Origin of the sequence: Pseudomonas sp. W2Oct36 (genome assembly GCF_041060465.1) — a bacterium.
Lineage (GTDB): Bacteria > Pseudomonadota > Gammaproteobacteria > Pseudomonadales > Pseudomonadaceae > Aquipseudomonas > Aquipseudomonas graminis_B.
The window spans coordinates 385,941-406,349 of the sequence record NZ_JAUERW010000003.1 but is presented as its reverse complement, the minus strand read 5'-3'; the positions used below and the strand labels follow the sequence as shown (position 1 = coordinate 406,349).

Here is a 20,409-nt window from a genome sequence, read left to right as displayed (position 1 = left end):
CCGTGGGAACGATCGTCACAGTGAGCTCAGCCCTTCCACACCTGCGCATTCACCAGATCCTGCGGCTTCTCGCCCAACAGCGCGGCGCGCAGGTTGGCGTAGGCGCGGTCGGCCATGGCCTGACGGGTTTCGTCAGTCGCCGAGCCGATGTGAGGCAGCGTTACCGCATTGCTCAGCGCAAACAGCGGCGATTCAGCCAACGGCTCTTTCTCGTAGACATCCAGGCCGGCGCCGCGAATCGTGCCGTCCTGCAGCGCCTTGATCAGCGCCGGTTCGTCGACGATCGGGCCGCGGGCGATGTTCACCAGAATGGCGCTCTTCTTCATCAGCGATAGCTCGCGGGTGCTGATCATGTGCTGGGTCTTTTCGCTGAGCGGCACCACCAGGCAGACGAAATCCGACTCGGCCAGCAACTGATCCAGCGTACGGAATTGCGCGCCCAGTTCCTGCTCGATGGCGATCTTGCGGCTGTTGCCGCTGTACAGGACCGGCATGTTGAAGCCCAGACGACCCCGCCGTGCGACTGCCGCGCCGATATTGCCCATGCCCACGATACCCAGCGTCTTGCCGTAGACATCGGTGCCAAAGTGCGGCGCCTCGATGCTGCGTTTCCAGTTGCCAGCCTTGGTGTAGGCGTCCAGTTCGGCGACGCGGCGGGCGCTGCTCATGATCAGCGAGAAGCCCAGGTCGGCGGTGCTTTCCGTCAGCACGTCGGGGGTGTTGGTCAGCATGACGCCGCGTTCGGTGAGGTAGTCGACGTCGTAGTTGTCGTAACCGACCGAAATGCTCGACACCACTTCCAGCTGCTTTGCATTCTCCAGTTGTTCGCGCCCCAGCTTGCGGCCAGCGCCGATCATGCCGTGGCTGTGGGGCAGGGCTTCGTTGAACTGCGCGTTCAGATCACCCTTTTTCGGGTCGGGGATGATCACGTTGAAGTCTTGCTGCAGGCGCTCGGCCATTTCCGGAGACACGCGGCTGAAGGCAAGGACGGTCTTTTTCATCGGATAGCTTCTCTCGGCAGTTCAGAAGGGCATTACGTAGCACGCTAACATTCTTGCCGAGGGATTGGCGAGGTGGATGGATACGTTGCCCGTTGCGGCAGAGCGTTAAACCGTCTCCGGCAATACATGGGTCTGCAGGTCCGCTTCATGGGCGGCCATGATTTCCGGCAGCGAGCCGCGCAGGTACTCGACCCAGGTTTTGATCTTCGCATCCAGGTACTGCCGCGACGGGTAGATCGCGTACAGGTTCAGCTCGTGGGACCGGTACTGGGGCAATACCCGCACCAGCGAGCCGTTACGCAAGCCTTCGATGGCCGAGTAGATCGGCAGAATGCCGATGCCCATGCCGCTGCTGATCGCCGCCTGCATGGCGTCGGCCGAATTCACCAGAAACGGCGAGTTGCCGATGGTCACGGTTTCCTGGCCTTCGGGGCCGTCGAAGGCCCACTTTTCCAGCGGGAACACCGGGCTGACCAGGCGCAGGCAGGCATGATTGAGCAAATCAGCCGGCCGGTGCGCCATGCCGAACGCCTTGATGTAGGCGGGCGAGGCGCAAACGATGCTGTAGGTGATGCCCAGTCGCTGGGAGACGAAGCCCGAATCCGGCAGCTCGCTGGCGAGCACGATGGACACGTCGTACCCCTCTTCGAGCAGGTCCGGGACGCGGTTGGTCATGGTCAGGTCGAACGACACGTCCGGGTGATTGCGCCGGTAGCGGGCAATCGCGTCGATGACGTAATGCTGGCCCACGCCGGTCATCGAATGGACTTTCAGCTGCCCGGCCGGACGCGCATGGGCGTCGCTGGCTTCGGCTTCCGCCTCTTCGACGTAACCGAGAATCTGCTCGCAGCGCAGCAGGTAACGCTTGCCCGCTTCAGTCAGGGCGATGCGTCGCGTGGTGCGGTTGAGGAGCCGGGTCTGCAGGTGGGCTTCGAGGTTGGAGACAGCGCGCGAAACGTTTGCGGTGGTGGTGTCCAGTTGAGCAGCGGCAGCGGTGAAGCTGCCCGCTTGCGCCACGCAAGTAAAGGCGCGCATGTTTTGCAGAGTGTCCATTGGCCGTTCTCAGATGAGATAGCAAATTGTGACATGAAGTAACTGATCCATGTCAGCCATACCAAAGGATTATCTCCGGTTCCGTAACAAAGATTCGCAGAAGTCCCGGCTTATCGCCGGGCTAGACGCCCCCTAGAATCGCCGCATCATCGATTCCCCCTCCATTCAGGTAATTGCAGCAGTGCCGCGTCGTCTCGTCAGAGGGCTCAAATCCCTAAGTGTGTGCGCTTTAACGTTACTCATCAGCGGCTGCATCGGAACTGGCGGAATCGCCCCACAAGGCACAGCGTTGTCGCCCGACGCGCTGGCCACCGACGACGCCATCAAGGCGGCCGACAAAGACGCCCACTGGCCGGCTGGTCAGTGGTGGCGTGCCTATGGCGACGAACAACTCAATCGCTGGATCGAACTGGCCGCGATGGGCAGCCCCAGCCTGGCGATCGCTGCCGCGCGAGTGCGTCAGGCCAAGGCCATGGCGGGCATCGCGGAGTCGGCGGAATCCCTGCACATCTCCGGCGACAGCAGCCTGAAACGACACAACTGGCCGACGGATCAGTTCTACGGCCCGGGTGAGATGTCGAACACCAGCACGTGGGACAACAACGCTTCGCTGGGCCTGAGTTATTCCCTTGACCTGTGGGGCCAGGAAAGCAATCACTCCGAACAGGCGCTGGACATGGCGCACCTGAGCGCGGCCCAGGAGCGTCAGGCGCAGCTGGAATTGCAGGACAACATCGTCCGCGCCTACATCCAGCTGTCGCTCAACTACGCCCAGCGCGACATCGCCGAAGCGACCCTCGCGCAACAGCAGCAGATCGTTGATCTGGCCCAGCGTCGTCTGAACGGCGGCATCGGCACCCATTTTGAAGTCAGCCAGGCGCAAACCCCGCTGCCCGAAACCCATCGTCAGATTGACGCCCTGGACGAGGCGATTGCCCTGAGCCGCAATCAGATCGCGGCGCTGGCGGGCAAAGGACCGGGCGAGGGCGCACGTCTGCAGCGGCCGACGCTGTCACTGAACGCGGCGTTGACGTTGCCCTCCGCGCTGCCCGCCGAATTGCTGGGGCAGCGTCCGGATGTGGTCGCCAGCCGCTGGCGAGTGGCGGCGCAGGCGCGAGGCATCGATGTGGCCCATGCCGGCTTCTATCCGAACGTTGATCTGATGGGCAGCCTTGGTTACATGGCCACTGGCGGCGGCATGCTGGCATTCCTCGCCGGCAAGAAATTCAACTACAGCGTGGGGCCGGCGATCACCTTGCCGATCTTCGACGGTGGGCGTTTGCGTTCCGAACTGGGCGTGGCGTCGGCGGGCTATGACGAAGCTGTCGCGCAGTACAACCAGACCCTGGTGATGGCGCTGAAGAGCATCTCCGATCAGCTGATTCGTCGTGAGTCGATGGACAAGCAACAGCAGTTCGCCGATCAATCAGTGGCCGCCGCACAAAAAACCTACGACATCGCGATGGTTGCCTATAAACGCGGCCTGACCGATTACCTCAATGTGCTCAACGCGCAGACGTTGTTGTTCCATCAGCAGCAGGTGCAGCAACACGTCCAGGCCGAACGTCTGACGGTGCATGCTGAGCTGGTGGTGGCGCTGGGCGGCGGGTTGATGGCCGGCAATGATTCTCCCGCACCGGCAAAGACCGCCGTGCCGAAAACGCCGGCGTCGCTGGCGGTGTTTGATCAATGAAACGCTCCGGCAGGGCCTGGCGATGAACGCCGCTTTTAACTGGCTCAGGTCACTGGAGTGGCGTCGAGGCCTCAACGATTGGGCGCGCAGCGATGGCGTGACGTGGATCTACATCAGCAAGGTGCTGACTGCGGCATTCCTCACGTACTGGATCGCCATGCGCCTGGAACTGCCGCAGCCGCGCACGGCCATGATCACCGTGTTCATCGTCATGCAGCCCCAGAGCGGTCAGGTGTTCGCCAAGAGTTTCTACCGCTTGCTCGGCACGCTCGCCGGCTCCGTGGTCATGGTCACGCTGATGGCACTGTTCGCGCAAAACAGCGAGCTGTTCCTCGGCAGTCTGGCGATCTGGGTCGGCTTCTGCTGCGCCGGCGCCGCGCGCTATCGCAACTTCCGCGCCTACGGTTTTGTGCTGGCCGGCTACACCGCCGCGATGACCGGGCTGCCAGCGCTCGCTCACCCGGACACCTCGTTTATGGCCGCCATGTGGCGGGTGCTGGAAATCTCCCTCGGCATCGTCTGCTCGACACTGGTCAGCGCCGCGATCCTGCCGCAAAGCGTCGGCGCGGCGATGCGCAACACCTTGTATCAGCGCTTTGGCACCTTCGCTCAGTTCGTCATCACCGGCCTGCGCGGCGAGAGCGATCCGGCGTCGTTCGAGGCCAGTAACGTGCGCTTCATCGCCGATGCCGTAGGGCTCGAAGGCCTGCGCGCGGTCACCGTGTTCGAAGACCCGCACATGCGCCGCCGCAACGGTCGATTGAATCGCCTGAACAGCGAATTCATGACCATCACCACGCGCTTCAACGCCCTGCATCAGTTGCTCGAACGCCTCCGTCGGCGGGGCGTGACGCCAGCTGTTCAGGCCATCGAGCCTGGCCTGAATGCGCTGACTGGATTGCTGGAGCCCTTCGCCGGGCGCGCGCTGACCAACGCCGACGCCGCACTGCTCGCCAATCGGTTGAGCGTGTACAAGGCCGACCTGCCCGACCACGTGCGCAGCCTGCGGGCCGAGTTCTTCAAGACCGAGCCCAGCGACGCCGACCTGCTGGATTTCCATACCGCTTACGAGTTGCTGTATCGCTTCGTCGACGACATGCACGACTACGCCCAGACCCATGCGTCTTTGGCCGATCACCGCCATGCGCGGGAGAAATGGGTCGAGCCCTTCGTGTCCACCACCAGTTGGCTGTCTTCGCTGGCCTCCGGCGTGCGCGCGACCTTTATTCTCGCGGTCATGTCGGTGTACTGGGTGGCCACGGCGTGGCCGAGCGGCGCGTCGATGACCCTGGTGTCCGCCGCCACGGTGGCGCTTTCCGCGACGACCTCGAACCCGAGGCGCATGTCGTTTCAGATGGCGTGCGGGACCTTTCTGGGTGCGCTGCTGGGGTTTTTCATCACCTTTTTCGTGCTGCCGCGCATCGATGGTTTCCCCCTGTTGTGCATGGTGCTGGCGCCGGTGTTCGTGCTCGGCACCTTCCTGACCACACGGCCGCAATGGGTGGGATACGGACTGGGGCTGCTGATTTTCTTCAGCATCGGTTCGGCGCCGGACAACCTCACGGTCTACAACCCGTATGCGTTCATCAATGACTACATCGCCATGGTCCTCGGCATGCTGTTGTGTGCGGCGGCGGGGGCGATCATTCTGCCGCCGAACAGTCGCTGGCTGTGGCAGCGGCTGGAAGGCAATCTACGCCAGCAAGTGAGTTTCGCCATCAGCGCGCCGCTGCGCGGGATTCGCTCCAGCTTCGAAAGCCGCACCCGTGACCTGATGCATCAGGCCTATGGCCTGGCCGCCGGTAAGCCCGAGGTGCAACGCAACCTGCTGCGCTGGATGTTCGTGGTGCTGGAGATCGGCCACGCGATCATCGAGTTGCGCCGCGAGCAGGCCATTCTGCCGGTGCACCCGAGTTACGCCGAATGGCAGCCCTGGCGGCAGGCGATTCGCGCCATGGGCCGCTCGTTGATTCGTCTGTTCATCCAGCCCGATCCCCACAATCTGGCGCGCAGCCTGTCGGCCGTCGATCACGCCATCATCTGCGTGCAGAACACCGACGAGCCCTTTGCTCCGCACTTCGACACCTCGGCGTTGCGCCGGGTGAAAAGCTACCTGCACTTCATCCGCACCTGCCTGCTGGACCCGCAATCGCCGCTGGCGGGCGTTCCGTCAGAGCCGGCGTCTGTGGCCTCGCCGCAAGGACAACTCAATGCCTCGTGAACTCGCCTTCCACGGCGTTTACATGCCGACCGTGACCGTCATGTTTCTGGTCGCCATGGTGCTTTCCTGGGCGCTGGACCGGTTCATGTCCGGCCTCGACCTCTACCGTTTCTTCTGGCATCCGGCGCTGCTGCGTCTGAGCCTGTTCAGCTGCATTTTCGGCGCCATGGCGCTCACTGTTTACCGTTGAGGCATGTTGGTTGAGATGAAAAAGCTCTTCAGTCTGATCGCGACTTTGTTGATTCTGGCGCTGGCCATCTGGATCGGCCGGCTGCTGTGGATTCATTATATGGACACGCCGTGGACCCGCGACGGCCGGGTGCGCGCCGACGTGATCAATGTCGCCGCCGATGTCAGCGGCGTGGTGATCGATGTGCCGGTGAAGGACAACCAGCCAGTGAAAAAAGGCGACCTGTTGATGCAGATCGACCCTGAGCATTATCAGCTGGCAGTGAAGCAGGCCGAGGCCATGGTGGCGTCGCGCAAGGCCACGTGGGAGATGCGCAAGGTCAACGCCAATCGACGCAAGGACATGGACGCCCTGGTGATCTCCGCCGAAAGCCGCGAGGACGCCAGCAATATCGCCACCTCTGCCCAGGCGGATTATCAACTGGCGGTCGCGCAGCTTGAAGCCGCGCAATTGAACCTGCAACGCACCAAGGTGCTGGCCGCGGTAGACGGCTACGTCACCAACCTCAACGTGCATCGCGGCGACTACGCGCGCATCGGCGAAGCGAAGATGGCCGTCGTCGACAGGAACTCGTTCTGGGTGTACGGCTTCTTCGAAGAGACCAAGCTGCCCCACGTCAGGATTGGCGATCCGGCGGACATGCAGTTGATGAGCGGAGAGGTGATGAAGGGCCACGTCGAAAGCATCGCTCGCGCCATCTACGACCGCGACAACCCGGAGAGCCGCGAACTCATCGCCGACGTCAACCCGACCTTCAACTGGGTACGACTGGCGCAGCGCGTGCCCGTGCGCATCCACCTGGATCAGGTGCCGGAAGGGGTGGTGCTGGCGGCGGGGATTACGTGCACGGTGATTGTGAATCCCGAAACGCAAGATTCAATGCGATAGCACGTTGAGCTGCGCGATACGCCAGATGTGTCGCGCCGGAGGATGCAGGAGCGTGGCTTGTCCCGCGATCTGTTGCGCAGCGACAGTAATAACAGTGATTGCGGTGCATCAGTTATAACCGGGGCGCTTGGTCTTGCTGCCGCTTCGCGCCAGTTCGCGGGACAAGCCACGCTCCTACAGAAGCCGGCGGTGGTGTCAGCCTTTTTTATCCAGCTTGAAGCGCTTGCTCAGAATCCACTCCAGTAATGCCTTGGGCAGCAGCCGTTCCATCAGGGGCAGCGCGCGGCTGCCGTTGCCGGAGCGCAATAGGCGCGGTGGATGGCTGCGTTGCACGGCGTCGAGCACGTCGCGGGCGAAGTCGGCAGCGGGTGTCGGGTTGCCCTGTGACGCATTGGCCCGGGCGCGGATGCCTTCACGCCACGGCCACCACGGCGAATCCTGGTGAATCACCTGCTCGGCCTCGTGGCTGGCGTTTTGTGCGAAGTGGGTATCGATAGCGCCGGGCTGGACTTCCATCACCCGAATCCCGAAGGGTGCCAGTTCCATGCGCAGTGCTTCAGTCATGGCATGAACGGCGGCTTTTGACGCGCAGTACGCGCCCGCGAATGGGGTGACCAGCACGCCCGAAACGCTGCCGATATTCACCACCAACCCCTTGTTGCGGCGCAGCATCGGAAACAGCGCGCGCGTCACGCCGACCACGGAAAACACATTGGTCCCGAATTGCCTGCGCATGGCCTCGACACCGCCATCCAGCAGCGGGCCAATGCCACCGTAGCCTGCGTTGTTGATCAGCACGTCGAGCCCTTTGCCGTGTTGATCCAGCTCGGAAACCAGTCGATCAATCGCAGCGCTGTCATTGACGTCCAGCGTCACGGCACGAAAACCTGCCGCGGTCAGCGCTTGCACGTCGGCCGGCTTGCGTGCGGTTGTCCAGACTTCATGGCCCGCCGCTTTGAAGGCATCCGCCATGGCACGGCCAATGCCGCTGGAACAACCGGTGATCAACACCACAGACATGGTTCAGTCCTTGAAAAAAGAGAAAGGCGGCGCTCAGCCGGAGAACGTGCCTTGCAGGCGCTCGGCACGAAACTCGAGGGTCTGAGGCCGGTAACCTGGGCGCAACGGTGGCATCGGCAAGCAATCCTGCCACTGACTGCCGGGCAACAAATCGCCCGGCCCGCGATAACGCGGCGCGGTGTACGTGTCTTCGGCCAGATTGACGGTATCGCCCGGCGCGTAGGCCGCGATTTTCCAGCGCAGTTCGCTGAGCGAAACGGTGTTGCCGTTATCGATCAGTACCAGCAGCGGACGCCCCGTAGGACACTGTTGCGGCGCATAGTCCACGCGCAATTGCAGGCGCTCAAGGCGCTGTTCGTCGCGGCTGTCTTCCCAGACCACAAACGCCGCCACGACGCCCAGCCCGACTGCGGCAGCCAGGGAAACAGGCAACGCTTTGGAGGGATAGCGCAGAAGCAGGACCAGCCAGGTGAACAGGAGTACGGCGCCGAAAATCATCGTGTCGATCTCGCGATTGCAGATGAGGGCATCGTACCGAAAGGGGAGGAGTTGGGCTAATGGATTGGGCTCAACCGAACCGCTCAGCGCAACCGTCCAGCCGGACCGGCGGTCAGTCAGAAATCCGGAGCCAAACTAGTCTTAGGGTATTTCCTGCAACGGATTGCACAGGTCATGGCTCACTCCTGCTCGCTACATACCCATACTCCGACACTCACGGTAATAGAGCCGCGCAGGCTACCTGTTCGTACGGTGTCCTTCTACGTGGCTCAAACGGATGCGCCCATGACCGCGCGGGTTGACCGCCTTGCCTATGACCCCGCAGGAAGGCAAACGGCGCGTTGGGACCCACGACTATGGGCTGCCGCCGATCTGGCATCGGACGCGACGAGCAATGTGAGTGTGGTCTTCTCGCTCAGCGGGGAGCGGCTGCTTTATGAGAGCGTCGATGCGGGGTGGCGCCTTCAATCAGTGGGGGAAGGCGGGCAGCGTGACGGGGGCTGGGACGGACGCGGAGTGGTTCAGCGGGTCGAATACGACAAGCAGCTGCGGCCGACTGCCTTGTTTGAAGAGCAGGGCGCACGGGACGGTACGGCGCGAACCTGCGTCGAGCGCTTGAGCTATGGAGGGCCTGATGAGCATCACGCCAACCAATGCAATCAAATCGTCAGGCATTACGATCCGGCCGGCTCGCTGTGCAATACGTCGTTCGATATAAACCGGAATGCGCTCTCGCAGGCGCGGCGTTTTCTCAATGATCCGAACATGTCCAGTTGGCCGGACGCCGCCGAAGCTTGCGACCAGCTTCTGGAACCCGGAGACGGCGCCCGGATGGCCTGGCGATTCGCTCCCACAGGCGAAATGTCCGAACAGCGCGATGCCATGGGAAACACCCAGTTTTTTGCCCAGACCGTCGCCGGGCTGCTCAAGCAAACCCGCTTGCAGCTGGCCGGCCTGCCAGCGGAAACGCTGGTGGGCGATATTCAATACGACGCCTTCAATCGCGCGGTTTCAGAAACCGCCGGAAATGGCGTCGTCACCTCTGCGGCTTATTCAACACAAGACGCTCGTCTGGTGAACGTCCAGTCGACGCTTCCCGATGGGGAAAGACGGCAGGATCTGCGTTACGCCTACGATCCGGTCGGCAACGTGATCAGCATTGCAGATGCTTCGCTCCCTCAAAGCCATTTCGTCAATCAGCTCACCAAGTCCATCAGCACATTCACGTACGACACGCTGTATCAACTCATCGAGGCCACCGGTCGGGAGCTGGCGTCGGTCAATCGAGGCCCGGATCTCGCGGTGTTCCAATCGCCGATCGACCCCTCCCGACTGACGAATTACCGACAGAACTACGAATACGATGCGGGCGGCAATTTGCTCAAGCGCAGTCACGTTGGCGTGCAAGATCATTCGCAATGGCTGGCGGCGGCCAACGGTAGCAACCGGTGTCTGGCTCAACTGACTGACACGCCGCCAACTGACGCCGAGATTGCTGCCGCATTCGATGCCAACGGTAATTTGCAGCGGCTGGCGCCCGGGCAAAACATTGAGTGGAACCCGCGTAACCAGTTGCGCAGGGTAACCCTGGTGGCCAGGCCTTCGGGAGCGGATGACAGTGAGGTTTACGTCTATGACGCAACCGGCCTGCGTGTGCGCAAGATTCGGACGGTTCAGGCTAAAAATGTCGTCCATGTGAACGACGTACGTTATCTGCCGGGCCTGGAAATCCGCGCCAATAGCGCGACTGGCGAAACGCTGCACGTCATCACCGCTCCCGGTGGACGCAACGCGGTGCGGGTTCTGCATTGGGTAGAGGGCAAACCGGAGACGATAGGCAACGATCAGACGCGCTACACGCTGAGTGATCATTTGGGGTCAAGCCTGATGGAGCTGGATCAGCAATGCCGGTTGATCAGTCAGGAAAGTTATTACCCCTTTGGAGGCACAGCCTGGTGGGCAGGCCGATGCCAAATTGAAGCGCACTACAAAACCGTGCGTTATTCAGGAAAAGAGCGGGATGCGACCGGGCTTTACTACTATGGCCTGCGGTATTACGCACCGTGGCTGATGCGCTGGATCAATCCGGATCCGACGGGTGAACAAGGCGGGGTGAATCTGTTTTGCTTTTGCAGTAACTCACCGATCCGCTATCGCGACTCCCAAGGCGCAGCCCCATACGATGTTCCTCAGGTCGTGGTGGTAGCCGCAGGAATGGGGGATTTCAGCCCGCCACAGCAGGCGAAGATGAGGCAGGCGCTGGACGCTGCAAGTTATCTGGTGGCTGGAACGCGTGATCAACTTCGCGAAGCGTCACCCCGCCAGGATGTAGTCAAGGCCTTCGACGCGACGTTTGGTGAACTGCCGGCACCCATTCGCGCTGACACGATAGAGGCCGTCGTAGAAAGCCTCGACAGTTATAGGAACATGTTGACGGCATTCGGTAAGCCGCACGCGGACCTTGATATCGAGCTTTTTGACGGTCCATCCAGGCTTAAGGGACGTACTTTACTGGCGGGAGAGTTCGAAGATGTGGTCAAGAGCTTCGGAGTTTCACGCACCCATCTTGAGCAGGATCATGTGCTCAATGTTGCCTGGACGTTGATCCATGAAACTTCTCATGCAGTCAATTTCACCGTTGATAGCCATTATTACGAGCAGCCGAGACTCGAGGCCGATGCTACCCCTGAGGCTGTCGGAGGCTGGAGCAAACAAATAAGAAGGTCCTTGTCGCGAGTTGTCAGATCAGGTCCTTACGAGAAGCATGGCAGTGCTCCTGTATACGAGACCAGCATGCAAGGTTTAACAGATGACGCGGCTAACCGGCATCAACGCAAGGCCACCTTTGTGGGCAATGGGAGCGTGAGATCCTCGCTGTTACGGATGAATGCAGACACTTTTCCCGCGTTGGTCAACGCCACCCGATTTCCTGAAAGATGGTTGCGCAGGCAGGTCTGACAAATAGGTCAACATTCAGTCATTTGGCGTGACTGTGGCCGGTCAGCCCAGGCAGGTTCGTGTGCAGTTGGCAGGGAAACGGGGCAACGCTTTGGAGGGATAACGCAGAAGCAGGACCAGCCAGGTGAACAGGAGTACGGCGCCGGAAATCATCGTGTCGATCTTGCGATTGCAGATGAGGGCGTCGTACCGAAAGGGGAGGGGCTTGAGCTAATGATGGTTTGTATGTTTCAACCTTGATCCGTAGGAGCCGGCTCGATGGCGAACCCGGTTTGACCCTCACAACGGAGTGTCTGAAAGCATGCGTGTTGGCAGGGTCAACATGGTGATGGAGACTGGCACCTCATCGTGCGCAGTCTCCGCAACCACAAGTTACTTGTCGAACAAATAAGGTTTTTCGTTCGTGACGGTGCCGTGGCCAGTGGCGTTAGTCGGCTCTGCGGTCAAAAACACTTCTTTACCTTTAATAATATCGAAGGAGCTTGCGGGAAATCTTGCCCTTGTCTCCCCGTTGGAATTAAAAGGCTGGAGAATCGTAGGGCCGACATCGTACTCACCAGAATCGCCCTTACCAAGCGCTTTGAAGTTGATGTGGGTAATTTCATTTTGAGCCTTGGTCGGGTAAGGCGGGAAAACGGCCTCCACATCCTCACCGCGAACAAGCGTGTAATTTGGCCGGTCGAAGACGGGCGTTGGGTATGCTTTGCTGTTAGCACTCATGATTCATCATCCTTGTAATTGCATTTGAGTGTGAATTGACCTCGTCCTTAAAGTACGACCCATCCGACCTTCTGAATACTGTTACAAATGACAGTACCAAGATGAATTGGCGATAATGATGGGGGCGAATACTCCGACGGGTGCAGCAAAGATCATAAAAAAAGCCCCCGAAAACCCTCTGCGGATGGGGAATACGCAGAGGATTGACGGGGGCTGGTACTACTGGGTGAAGCGGTATTAACGGGCGATGGTCTGGGTCTTCACGCCGGCTTCGATGCCTGGGGTGGAGCGGCCGTAGACGTCTTCGAAACGCTCGATGTCGTCTTCGCCCAGGTAGCTACCCGATTGAACTTCGATGATTTCCAACGGGATTTTGCCTGGGTTGCGCAGACGGTGAACCGAGGCAATCGGGATGTAGGTCGACTGGTTCTCGGTCAGCAGGAACACGTTGTCGTCGCAGGTGACCTGAGCGGTACCCGATACGACGATCCAGTGCTCAGCGCGGTGGTGATGCATCTGCAGCGACAGGCTGGCGCCCGGCTTGACGGAAATGCGCTTGACCTGGAAACGGCCGCCCATGTCCACGGAGTCGTACGAGCCCCATGGGCGATAGACTTCGAGGTGGTTCTGGGTTTCGCTGCGGCCTTGCTCGTTCAGCGTGTTGACCAGTTGCTTGACGCCCTGAACCTTGTCTTTGTGAACGATCATCATGGCGTCTTTGGTTTCGACGACAACGATGTTGTCCAGGCCGATCACGGTGACCAGTTTGCCGTTGCCCTGAATCATGCAGTTGCGGCTGTCCTGGATAACGACGTCGCCCTTGGCAACGTTGCCGTTCTCGTCTTTGGCGTGCACGTCCCACAGGGACGACCAGCAGCCGACATCGCTCCAGCCCGCATCAAGTGGTACGACGCACGCGCGCTGGGTTTTTTCCATGACGGCGTAGTCGATGGAGTTGTCCGGGCAGCAGGCGAAGCTCGCCTCGTCCAGGGAGATGCTGTCGCCTTCCTGCTTGCTGCGCTCGAGGGTCAGCAGGCAGTTGTCGTAGATGTCCGGATCGTGCTTTTTCAGCTCTTCCAGATAACGGCTGGCACGGAACAGGAACATGCCGCTGTTCCAGTAATACCCGCCGGCCTGGACGAATTCCTGAGCGCGTTGCTCATCAGGCTTTTCGACGAACTGCTGAACGCGGCTGACGCCTTCCGGCAGCAAGGCATCGGCGGTGGACTTGATGTAGCCGTAGCCGGTTTCAGGCTTGGTCGCCGGGATACCGAACAGCACCATTTCGCCGCGCTCTGCAGCGACGGTGGCCAAAGCCAGTGCGCGTTGCAGGGCTTTCTGATCGTCGATCACGTGGTCGGCTGGCAGGACCAGCATCAACTCGTCGCGACCTTCGTTGGCGAGCATCATCGCGGTGATGGCAACGGCTGGCGCAGTGTTGCGGCCAAACGGTTCCATGATGACGGCCTGAGTTTCCAGACCCAGCGCACCGAGCTGCTCGGTGACGATAAAGCGGTGGTCCTTGTTGCAGACCACGACAGGGTGCTGCATGCCGTCGAATTGCAGGCGCTCGACGGTCTGCTGGAAAAGGGTGTGTTCGCCGGTCAGCGCCAGGAACTGTTTAGGAAACTGTTTACGCGAAAGAGGCCAGAGTCGGGAACCGCTACCACCTGACAAGATCACTGGAATCATTTTGTTTCTCCGTTAAGCAAAAATCGTTCGAATGGGCTGTAGGTCTTTTCGGTCTTTCTGGTTTTTGTCTTGCATCGCCCGGCGTCCTCTTGGCGGTCTGCTTGCTCCGCAGTGCCTGACGCCGAACGCTTAATCCCGTAAATCCGTGGCAGCGCGCGAGTAATCCCGCGCGCTGCCTGCGGCCTCTCGGCCAGGTTCGAATCTGTTACTGAGTGCCGGTCGGGCGCTTGACCCAGACTGGCGACAGGCTGCTGCCGCTACCGGTCACGTACAGAACGGCGGCTTCACCGCGCTCCAGTGCAACCGGCTTCAGGTCAGCCACTTTCTTGTCGCCGTCAAACAGCGCGAAGCTGACTTTGACCGGGTTGATTTCACGCTCGCCGGTGCCCTTGGCAGACACAGCCTTGACCACGTCGGTCTTGCCATCAGCGGTTTTCAGGGTCAGCGCCTTGTCGCTCAGGTTCTGTACGCGAACCAGGGACTTCTGCTTGTTCTTGAACGGAGGCTCTTCAACCAGCTGAGGTGCGCCCGAAGTGTTGTTGACGATGGTGTAGTAGTGATCGCTGGCCAGTTTCACCGGCAGGGACTGGCTGCCGACTTTGGCCGTGTAGTCGCCCTGTGGCATGAAGCCGAAGTCACTGCTGGCCAATGGGCCGATTTCGTTGAGGCTGGTGTTGCCGACGCTGGCCGAGATTTCGCTGCTGCTGGCGTTGTAAACACGCACGAAGGTCGAGCCTTTCGGTGCGGTCGGGCCATACAGGGCGGCATCGCCACCGGCGAAGGCGGAAAGGGAGACGAAGCCCAGGCTCGCGGCCAGCACGCAGGTTTTCAGCAGGTTGGTTTTGCTCGAACGAACTGGCATCGGGTTCTGCGAAGTCATAGTCAAAGAGTCCTCTCAGTTTTGCGCCCGGGTGGGCGACTTGGAGTTGTTGGCGTTGTCCGCCAGATTCTGTTGGGGGTCACGGGCCTTTTTGAGTTCAGCGATCCACTGTGGGTCGAACTCGGTCAGGTCGTTGTGAGCGGGCAGGTAGCGTTCCGGAAATTCCCAGATCAGCACCTGCGGTGGGCTGCTCTTGAAGGCGTCGGTCTGCAGATACTTGAGCATCGGCAGGATCGGGCCATGGCCGTCTTCGGCGTAATTCACGACGTCTGCGTGCAGGGCCTGTTTAAGCGCGCCGGCAAAGTTCCAGTTGGGGTTGGCGCTGTAGCTAGTGCCGACCAGACCCACTGCAACGGAATTGTCCGCGAACAGGGCATCATCGCTTTCGGCGCCAGCCTGAGCCGGGTTGGTGCTGCGCTGCTGCAGGTCATCCGGCTTGGGCAGCAGGTTGGTGAACAGCGGATCCAGCGGCAGGAAGTTGGTCAGATCGCCCTTGTAGGGTTCGGTCGTCTTGGCTTCGGTGACGAAGTTCTGCGGTTCAACGTTCAGCGGCACTTGCTTGCTGATCACGTCACCCAACTGCTGGGCGACGATTTCCGCGCCCATCGGCGTCCAGTGGGTGTCGGTGCGCAGGAACACCTGGCCCTTCTCCTTGGCGCTTTGCAGCGGCGTGAGCAAATCAGGGGCGAGGATGCCGGCCTGATTCACTTGAGCGTGGAACTGCTGATACAGATCGGTGTGCAGCGTCGACGGCTTATTGTCACCGACGTGCTCCGGGTACAGACGGGTCTTGGCCGGGATAATCGCCAGCACCAGTTGCGTGCCTTGCTTTTTCAGGGTGTCACGCACGCCCTGAATGATTGCCAGGTTGTCTGCTTCGTTCTGCTCGCTGTTGGCAACGGCGTCGAACTCTTCGTCGGTGTACAGCCACTGGTCTTTGCCCAAGATCACGCCCGGACGACCTTCGTTGAACAGCTTGTAGTCCAGCGCCGCCCAAAGGTTGGTGCCCAGACGCTTGATCGGAAATGCTTCGTCGTAGTGGGTTTCCACCGCCTTGGTCCAGTGACCATTCAGCACGGTGGTTTCCTTCGACGTCGAGAAGCCGACGAAGCTGCGCAACGACCACAGACCCAGCACCAGCAGAATCGCCAGGAACAGGAAGATGTAGAGGAAACGTAATGAACGGGTCATGTCAGGCTCCTCAGAACTGGAAGTAAAGGAACGGCGAGAAACTGGCCGCCGAGAGTTTCAGGATCGATGCAACGAACATCAGCAGGATCAGGGCGCGCATGGCATAGCGCGACCAGTCGGCGGTCCAGTAGGCAGGCTGAACCTGCGCTTCGGTGCCGACGATGTAACCCGGTTGATGAATGCTGCCCGGCTTGTCGCCCGGCACGGCCTTGATCAGGCCAGGCTCGGCAGCGGCAGGGCCATCGGCCTGCACGGCTTTGTCGGTCGGCTTGGACGGCGCACGGTTGCGGTAGAAATCACGCAGGCCAAAGAAGGCGAGGGTGATGTATGCCACGACCAGCGTTGCTACTTGCAGGCCGGTGAGGCTGGCGCGGTTGAGCTCCGACAGACCGAGATCTCTGAAGCTGAACATGGCGCCGTACATGCGGGCGGCAACGTGCAGGTTTTCCGAGCGGAAGATGACCCAGCCCATGACCACCAGCAGGAAGGTAAAGGCCCAGCGAACAACGTTGAACGTGCGGGGCGCAGTGTTAAGGCCGATGGCTTTTTCAATCGCCAGCCACACACCGTGCCAGGCACCCCAGACGATGTAAGTGATGTTGGCGCCGTGCCACAGACCACCCAGCAGCATGGTCAGGAACAGGTTGCGGTAGGTCGCGACTTTGCCGCCACGGTTGCCGCCCAGCGTGATGTACAGATAGTCACGCAGCCAGGTGGACAGGCTGATGTGCCAGCGACGCCAGAACTCGGTGATCGACTGACTGATGTAGGGCTGTTTGAAGTTTTCCATGAAGCGGAAACCCATCATCAGGCCCAGGCCGATGGCCATGTCGCTGTAGCCGGAGAAGTCGAAGTACAGCTGAGCGGTGTACGCCAGCGCGCCGAGCCAGGCGTCACCCGTGGTCGGGTTCTGCAGGGCAAAGCAATGGTCGGCGACCACCGCCAGCGTGTCGGCAATAAAGACCTTCTTGATGAAACCCTGCATGAACCGCGTGCAGCCTTCGGAGAACTTGTCGAGGGTGTGCGTGCGGTTGTTGAACTGGTCCACCAGGTCGCGGAAACGCAGCACCGGTCCTGCGATCAGGTGCGGGAAAATCGCCACAAATGCTGCGAAGTCGATGAGGTTGCGCGTCGCCGGGGTGTCCCCACGGTAGACGTCGATGATGTAGCTGATGGACTCGAAGATGTAGAACGAGATACCGATCGGCAGCAACACATGGGTGAGGATGAACGGCTCAAGACCGATCGACGTCATCATCGCGTTGATGCTGTCCACGCCGAAGTTGGCGTACTTGAAGTAACCAAGGATGCCCAGGTCGACCACCACGCCGAGCAGCAGCCAGCGCTGTGCCGGTTTGGTTCTGACCCCGGCAGCGCCTACGCGCAGGCCGATCCAGTAGTTCCACAGCGTCACACCTGCGAACAGTGCCAGGAAGTCCACTCGCCACCACGCGTAGAACACGTAGCTGGCGACCAGCAGCAGCAGGTTGCGATAGCGTTGCCCGCTCAGGTAGTACAAGCCGAGAAACACCGGCAAGAACAGGAACAGGAACACGTTGGATGAGAAAACCATCCTTTACCTCTCCATTTGTCCAACATCAAGGGCCGAAGCCCCCCCAAACCCCCCACGAAAAATGGAGGGGTGAAACATGCATCTGCCAACTCTTTGCAGGAGTGAGCTTGCTCGCGATACGTCAGCCCGGTCGGTGCCGCTCTGACTGATCAACCGCTATCGCGAGCAAGCTCACTCCTACAGTGGGTTTGCTGTGGATCACACCATGGCAAACCCGGCCGGAATCTCTGCTCTCAGGAACCGCCCTTGTCGCCCTTGTCACCCTTGTCGTGCGTCGGGTCATAAGTGCGGGTCAGGTCGCCGCCGAGGCGGAAGTTCTTGAATGGTTGCATCTTGTGTTTCTGTTCAAGCACATCCGGGCCGCAGTCATACAGCGAGCAATACGGTTCCAGCCAGGCGAATTTCATGTCGGTTTTCAGGTCCGTCATGTCCTGCTTTTCGCCGTCACGTGCTGCGAATTCGCTGCCCGAATTCTTCACGCCAGCCAGGACGCGATCACCCAGACGCTTGAGCGCACCGTTGTTTTCCTGACGCAGATCGACACCGTTGGCCTGGGCGAAACTCGCGATCATCGCCAACGGCGGAAGCGCATAGTTGTGGTAGGCCAGCGCGCGTTGCTTGCGCTTGAGCTCGTTCGGCAGGAAACCTTGCGGGTCGATCTGGTTGGCGCCGATCTTGAATTCCTTCACGGCCCAATCGAACAGGTCCTGGCGATTGGTCGCCACTGCCGTGGACATCACGGCCCAAGCGGCCCAGTACGAGTGGTTATTGGTCTTCTCAAGCGGCAGATTGTTCCAGTCGCTGACCACGTGATCCGCCAGTTTGCTGAACCAGGCTTCGATGACCTGCGTCTCCTGCTGGCGGGTAGCCAGAGGGTGCGACTCGGAGAACTTCAGGCGCAGATAAGCGGACGACATGCTGCCCAGTGCCCATTTGCGCATCGACTTGCCGGTGTGGTTGAAGTCGGTGGACTCCAGCGCATCGGCCTTGGCCCAAGTGGTCAGCATGTTCAGCGCGCAATCGAGCTGTTCCGGGCGACCGTCACGCATGTACTGCATCACCACCTTACTGGTGGCACGCTCCATGGTGGTGATGTCTTTGGTCGCATCACGGAACGCCTGGTCCGAAACCATGTTCAACGTTGCGCGGGCCTTGTCCGAGCCTTCGTATTTGCTGCGAAACTGCAGCGGACCGGTGTAAGGCTGCGGGATCGAGTCACAGCTGAACTTGCCCTGGCCTGTCTTGAATTTCTCGACACCTTCGTAGTAACCCTGCGGCGGCACGAGTGTCGACGCAGCGCTGGCGCCGGTGGCGAACAGTGCCGAGGACATCATCGCCAGCGACAGAAGGGTAGGGAGCATCAGTTTTGGAGTGTGCATAGGAGCCTCATAACCCGGCTTGCGCGGTTTGATGCGCGACATTCGGGAACACGTTGCGTTTGCATACTTTCGCTTCGACCTGCTGTGGCGCAGTGCCCGCTTCCGGACCCTGCACTTCCAGTGCGAGCAATTGCTGGTCAGCCCAGTCTTTGTCATCGCGCAGTTCGAAGGAGAAGCGCCCGTCGGTTTCAGATGTTTCAGGTTTCTCGATCTTCAAGTCTTCGTGGCGACCGTTCATGTACCAGAGGCGCGCCTGAAGGGTTTTCACCGAGTTGTCGGCGAACTTGATGTCGATCTGATTACTGCCGTTGCGCACATCCTTGATGCCGTTTTTGCCGTTGACCAGCAACTCGTTGATCCCTGGTTTGAGGGTGGTGCTAGTGCTCATGATTGCCGGCTTGCCTTCACAGCCGTTGTCCAGCAGCGACATCATCTGGCGATAGATGGTCTCCTGGTCGAGGCGATAAAGCGGCGAGAATTCCCAGATGAGAATCTTCGGTGGGTGTTTCTGGAAGTCTTCGCTGCCCAGGTACTGCAGCATCGAACCTTCAAGGCCGCCGCCCGGGAAGGCGACGTTCAGCACATCAGCACCAATGTATTCCTGCAAAAAGCCGGCAAAGTTGTAGTTCTTGCCGCTGTGACTGGTACCGACCAGGGTGATTTCCGGGTTGCCGGAGTCACCAAACAGGTCGCCGTCGGCTGCTTCGCCTTTGGGTTCCGTCTCAAACTGGTCCATGTACTGGATGGCATAGCTCGTGCCGCACAATTGACCGGCCATATTGTGAAGAGTGCCCTTCTTGCCCATGCGACCTGACAAATGGGTCTCGAATTCACGGCGCGGAACGCCGGCAAAGGCCTGCATCTTCTTCACGGAATCAGCGACGATTTTAGCCGTGCGCTGAGCGCCGTACGGCGTCCAGTGCTGGTCACCGCGGAAGTAGAAATCGTGGGCCTGTTGCTCGTTGGTCAACGGCGACAGGTCAGGCACGGTGTAGCCCATTTTTGCGAAACGACCGAGCATGGCCTGGTAGTTGCGCAGTGCGGTGTTGTAGTCGAACTTGTCGCGTTCGGCCGGGAACAGCTTGTTGCGATCAACCAGCCCGCGGGTGGGTTGGTACACGACCACCAGCTCTACACCCTTGCTCTTGAAGGCGTCGTGCAGCATTTGCATGCGGCGATATCCTTCAGGCGTGGTATCGAATTCGGTGCGCAGGTCTTCACGGGTCCGGAACAGCCAGTCGCCCTGGGCCTGAACCAGCGTGGTGAAGTTCTGCTGATAGCGGCTGACGTAGTTTTTTTCGTCATGCGCTTCTGGGCACAGACTGCAGCAAGGCTCGGCAGTGAAGGTCGGGGCTGTGGTGTCCGCTGCATACGCGCCATTGCTGGCGGCGAACAGTGCAGCGGTCAGGCCCGAGAGGCTGAGCAGTTTGATCAAATGTGCGTGCATAGAAA

16 protein-coding genes are annotated in these 20,409 nt (G+C 60.3%); 5 read left to right on the top strand and 11 right to left on the bottom strand.

The window, feature by feature from the left end; all coding sequences use genetic code 11:
• Positions 1-26: 26 nt before the first annotated feature.
• Positions 27-1,001: a 2-hydroxyacid dehydrogenase gene (locus QWI18_RS07205; protein WP_369318509.1), complete on the bottom strand. Its 975-nt coding sequence runs from the start codon at positions 999-1,001 to the stop codon at positions 27-29.
• Positions 1,002-1,106: 105 nt separating this feature from the next.
• Positions 1,107-2,054 (bottom strand): LysR family transcriptional regulator, encoded by a 948-nt coding sequence (locus tag QWI18_RS07200; protein ID WP_133772022.1) that lies wholly within the window; start codon positions 2,052-2,054, stop codon positions 1,107-1,109.
• 181 nt (positions 2,055-2,235) lie between these two features.
• Between QWI18_RS07200 and QWI18_RS07195 the strand changes: the two genes are divergently transcribed.
• Genes QWI18_RS07195 through QWI18_RS07180 form a run of 4 tightly spaced genes read left to right on the top strand, consistent with a single transcriptional unit; the run spans position 2,236 to position 7,046 of the window.
• Positions 2,236-3,747, top strand: a complete 1,512-nt coding sequence (locus QWI18_RS07195; RefSeq protein ID WP_369318508.1) for an efflux transporter outer membrane subunit — start codon at positions 2,236-2,238, stop codon at positions 3,745-3,747.
• Positions 3,748-3,769: 22 nt separating this feature from the next.
• Positions 3,770-5,968, top strand: coding sequence for an FUSC family protein (locus tag QWI18_RS07190; RefSeq protein WP_369318507.1), 2,199 nt, complete (start codon positions 3,770-3,772; stop codon positions 5,966-5,968).
• Complete coding sequence (locus QWI18_RS07185) at positions 5,958-6,158, top strand: DUF1656 domain-containing protein (RefSeq protein ID WP_065991906.1); 201 nt, start codon at positions 5,958-5,960, stop codon at positions 6,156-6,158. The genes QWI18_RS07190 and QWI18_RS07185 overlap by 11 nt, the downstream gene beginning before the upstream one ends.
• Before the next feature lie 3 nt (positions 6,159-6,161).
• Positions 6,162-7,046, top strand: coding sequence for an HlyD family secretion protein (locus QWI18_RS07180; RefSeq protein ID WP_296311722.1), 885 nt, complete (start codon positions 6,162-6,164; stop codon positions 7,044-7,046).
• 195 nt (positions 7,047-7,241) lie between these two features.
• On the opposite strand, the gene QWI18_RS07175 is transcribed toward QWI18_RS07180, so the two are convergent.
• Both QWI18_RS07175 and QWI18_RS07170 read right to left on the bottom strand, forming a co-directional pair.
• The gene (locus tag QWI18_RS07175; protein WP_296311719.1) at positions 7,242-8,066 is read right to left on the bottom strand and encodes an SDR family oxidoreductase; all 825 of its coding nucleotides are present in this window, start codon (positions 8,064-8,066) and stop codon (positions 7,242-7,244) included.
• Positions 8,067-8,099: 33 nt separating this feature from the next.
• The gene (locus tag QWI18_RS07170; RefSeq protein ID WP_065991909.1) at positions 8,100-8,564 is read right to left on the bottom strand and encodes a multidrug transporter; all 465 of its coding nucleotides are present in this window, start codon (positions 8,562-8,564) and stop codon (positions 8,100-8,102) included.
• Positions 8,565-8,849: 285 nt separating this feature from the next.
• Here QWI18_RS07170 and QWI18_RS07165 point away from each other — a divergent pair, with 285 nt between their 5' ends.
• On the top strand, positions 8,850-11,522 hold the full coding sequence (locus QWI18_RS07165; protein ID WP_369318506.1) for an RHS repeat domain-containing protein: 2,673 nt from the start codon (positions 8,850-8,852) through the stop codon (positions 11,520-11,522).
• A 372-nt stretch (positions 11,523-11,894) separates the two neighbouring features.
• On the opposite strand, the gene QWI18_RS07160 is transcribed toward QWI18_RS07165, so the two are convergent.
• The 7 genes from QWI18_RS07160 to QWI18_RS07130 form a co-directional block, all read right to left on the bottom strand.
• Positions 11,895-12,242 (bottom strand): hypothetical protein, encoded by a 348-nt coding sequence (locus QWI18_RS07160; RefSeq protein WP_192132642.1) that lies wholly within the window; start codon positions 12,240-12,242, stop codon positions 11,895-11,897.
• A gap of 237 nt (positions 12,243-12,479) precedes the next feature.
• Positions 12,480-13,934 carry a mannose-1-phosphate guanylyltransferase/mannose-6-phosphate isomerase gene (locus QWI18_RS07155; RefSeq protein WP_065991920.1) on the bottom strand — a complete coding sequence of 485 codons (1,455 nt, stop codon included), beginning with the start codon at positions 13,932-13,934 and terminating at the stop codon, positions 12,480-12,482.
• 205 nt (positions 13,935-14,139) lie between these two features.
• Positions 14,140-14,796 (bottom strand): alginate O-acetyltransferase AlgF, encoded by a 657-nt coding sequence (locus tag QWI18_RS07150; protein ID WP_065993158.1) that lies wholly within the window; start codon positions 14,794-14,796, stop codon positions 14,140-14,142.
• A gap of 33 nt (positions 14,797-14,829) precedes the next feature.
• Entirely contained in the window at positions 14,830-16,005 is a 1,176-nt protein-coding gene (locus QWI18_RS07145) for an alginate O-acetyltransferase (RefSeq protein WP_369318505.1), read from the bottom strand.
• A gap of 10 nt (positions 16,006-16,015) precedes the next feature.
• On the bottom strand, positions 16,016-17,578 hold the full coding sequence (locus tag QWI18_RS07140) for an MBOAT family protein (RefSeq protein WP_369318504.1): 1,563 nt from the start codon (positions 17,576-17,578) through the stop codon (positions 16,016-16,018).
• A 233-nt stretch (positions 17,579-17,811) separates the two neighbouring features.
• On the bottom strand, positions 17,812-18,957 hold the full coding sequence (locus QWI18_RS07135) for a mannuronate-specific alginate lyase (RefSeq protein ID WP_369318503.1): 1,146 nt from the start codon (positions 18,955-18,957) through the stop codon (positions 17,812-17,814).
• A gap of 7 nt (positions 18,958-18,964) precedes the next feature.
• Positions 18,965-20,404, bottom strand: a complete 1,440-nt coding sequence (locus QWI18_RS07130) for an alginate O-acetyltransferase (RefSeq protein ID WP_065991928.1) — start codon at positions 20,402-20,404, stop codon at positions 18,965-18,967.
• Positions 20,405-20,409 lie beyond the last annotated feature (5 nt).

What these genes read in the sequence shown, in the direction of transcription:
- QWI18_RS07205 (WP_369318509.1), bottom strand. Translation starts at nt 1,001, where the DNA reads ATGAAAAAGACCGTCCTTGCCTTCAGCCGCGTGTCTCCGGAAATGGCC.
- QWI18_RS07200 (WP_133772022.1), bottom strand. Translation starts at nt 2,054, where the DNA reads ATGGACACTCTGCAAAACATGCGCGCCTTTACTTGCGTGGCGCAAGCG.
- QWI18_RS07190 (WP_369318507.1), top strand. Translation starts at nt 3,770, where the DNA reads ATGAACGCCGCTTTTAACTGGCTCAGGTCACTGGAGTGGCGTCGAGGC.
- QWI18_RS07185 (WP_065991906.1), top strand. Translation starts at nt 5,958, where the DNA reads ATGCCTCGTGAACTCGCCTTCCACGGCGTTTACATGCCGACCGTGACC.
- QWI18_RS07180 (WP_296311722.1), top strand. Translation starts at nt 6,162, where the DNA reads ATGTTGGTTGAGATGAAAAAGCTCTTCAGTCTGATCGCGACTTTGTTG.
- QWI18_RS07175 (WP_296311719.1), bottom strand. Translation starts at nt 8,066, where the DNA reads ATGTCTGTGGTGTTGATCACCGGTTGTTCCAGCGGCATTGGCCGTGCC.
- QWI18_RS07170 (WP_065991909.1), bottom strand. Translation starts at nt 8,564, where the DNA reads ATGATTTTCGGCGCCGTACTCCTGTTCACCTGGCTGGTCCTGCTTCTG.
- QWI18_RS07165 (WP_369318506.1), top strand. Translation starts at nt 8,850, where the DNA reads ATGACCGCGCGGGTTGACCGCCTTGCCTATGACCCCGCAGGAAGGCAA.
- QWI18_RS07160 (WP_192132642.1), bottom strand. Translation starts at nt 12,242, where the DNA reads ATGAGTGCTAACAGCAAAGCATACCCAACGCCCGTCTTCGACCGGCCA.
- QWI18_RS07155 (WP_065991920.1), bottom strand. Translation starts at nt 13,934, where the DNA reads ATGATTCCAGTGATCTTGTCAGGTGGTAGCGGTTCCCGACTCTGGCCT.
- QWI18_RS07150 (WP_065993158.1), bottom strand. Translation starts at nt 14,796, where the DNA reads ATGCCAGTTCGTTCGAGCAAAACCAACCTGCTGAAAACCTGCGTGCTG.
- QWI18_RS07145 (WP_369318505.1), bottom strand. Translation starts at nt 16,005, where the DNA reads ATGACCCGTTCATTACGTTTCCTCTACATCTTCCTGTTCCTGGCGATT.
- QWI18_RS07140 (WP_369318504.1), bottom strand. Translation starts at nt 17,578, where the DNA reads ATGGTTTTCTCATCCAACGTGTTCCTGTTCCTGTTCTTGCCGGTGTTT.
- QWI18_RS07135 (WP_369318503.1), bottom strand. Translation starts at nt 18,957, where the DNA reads ATGCACACTCCAAAACTGATGCTCCCTACCCTTCTGTCGCTGGCGATG.
- QWI18_RS07130 (WP_065991928.1), bottom strand. Translation starts at nt 20,404, where the DNA reads ATGCACGCACATTTGATCAAACTGCTCAGCCTCTCGGGCCTGACCGCT.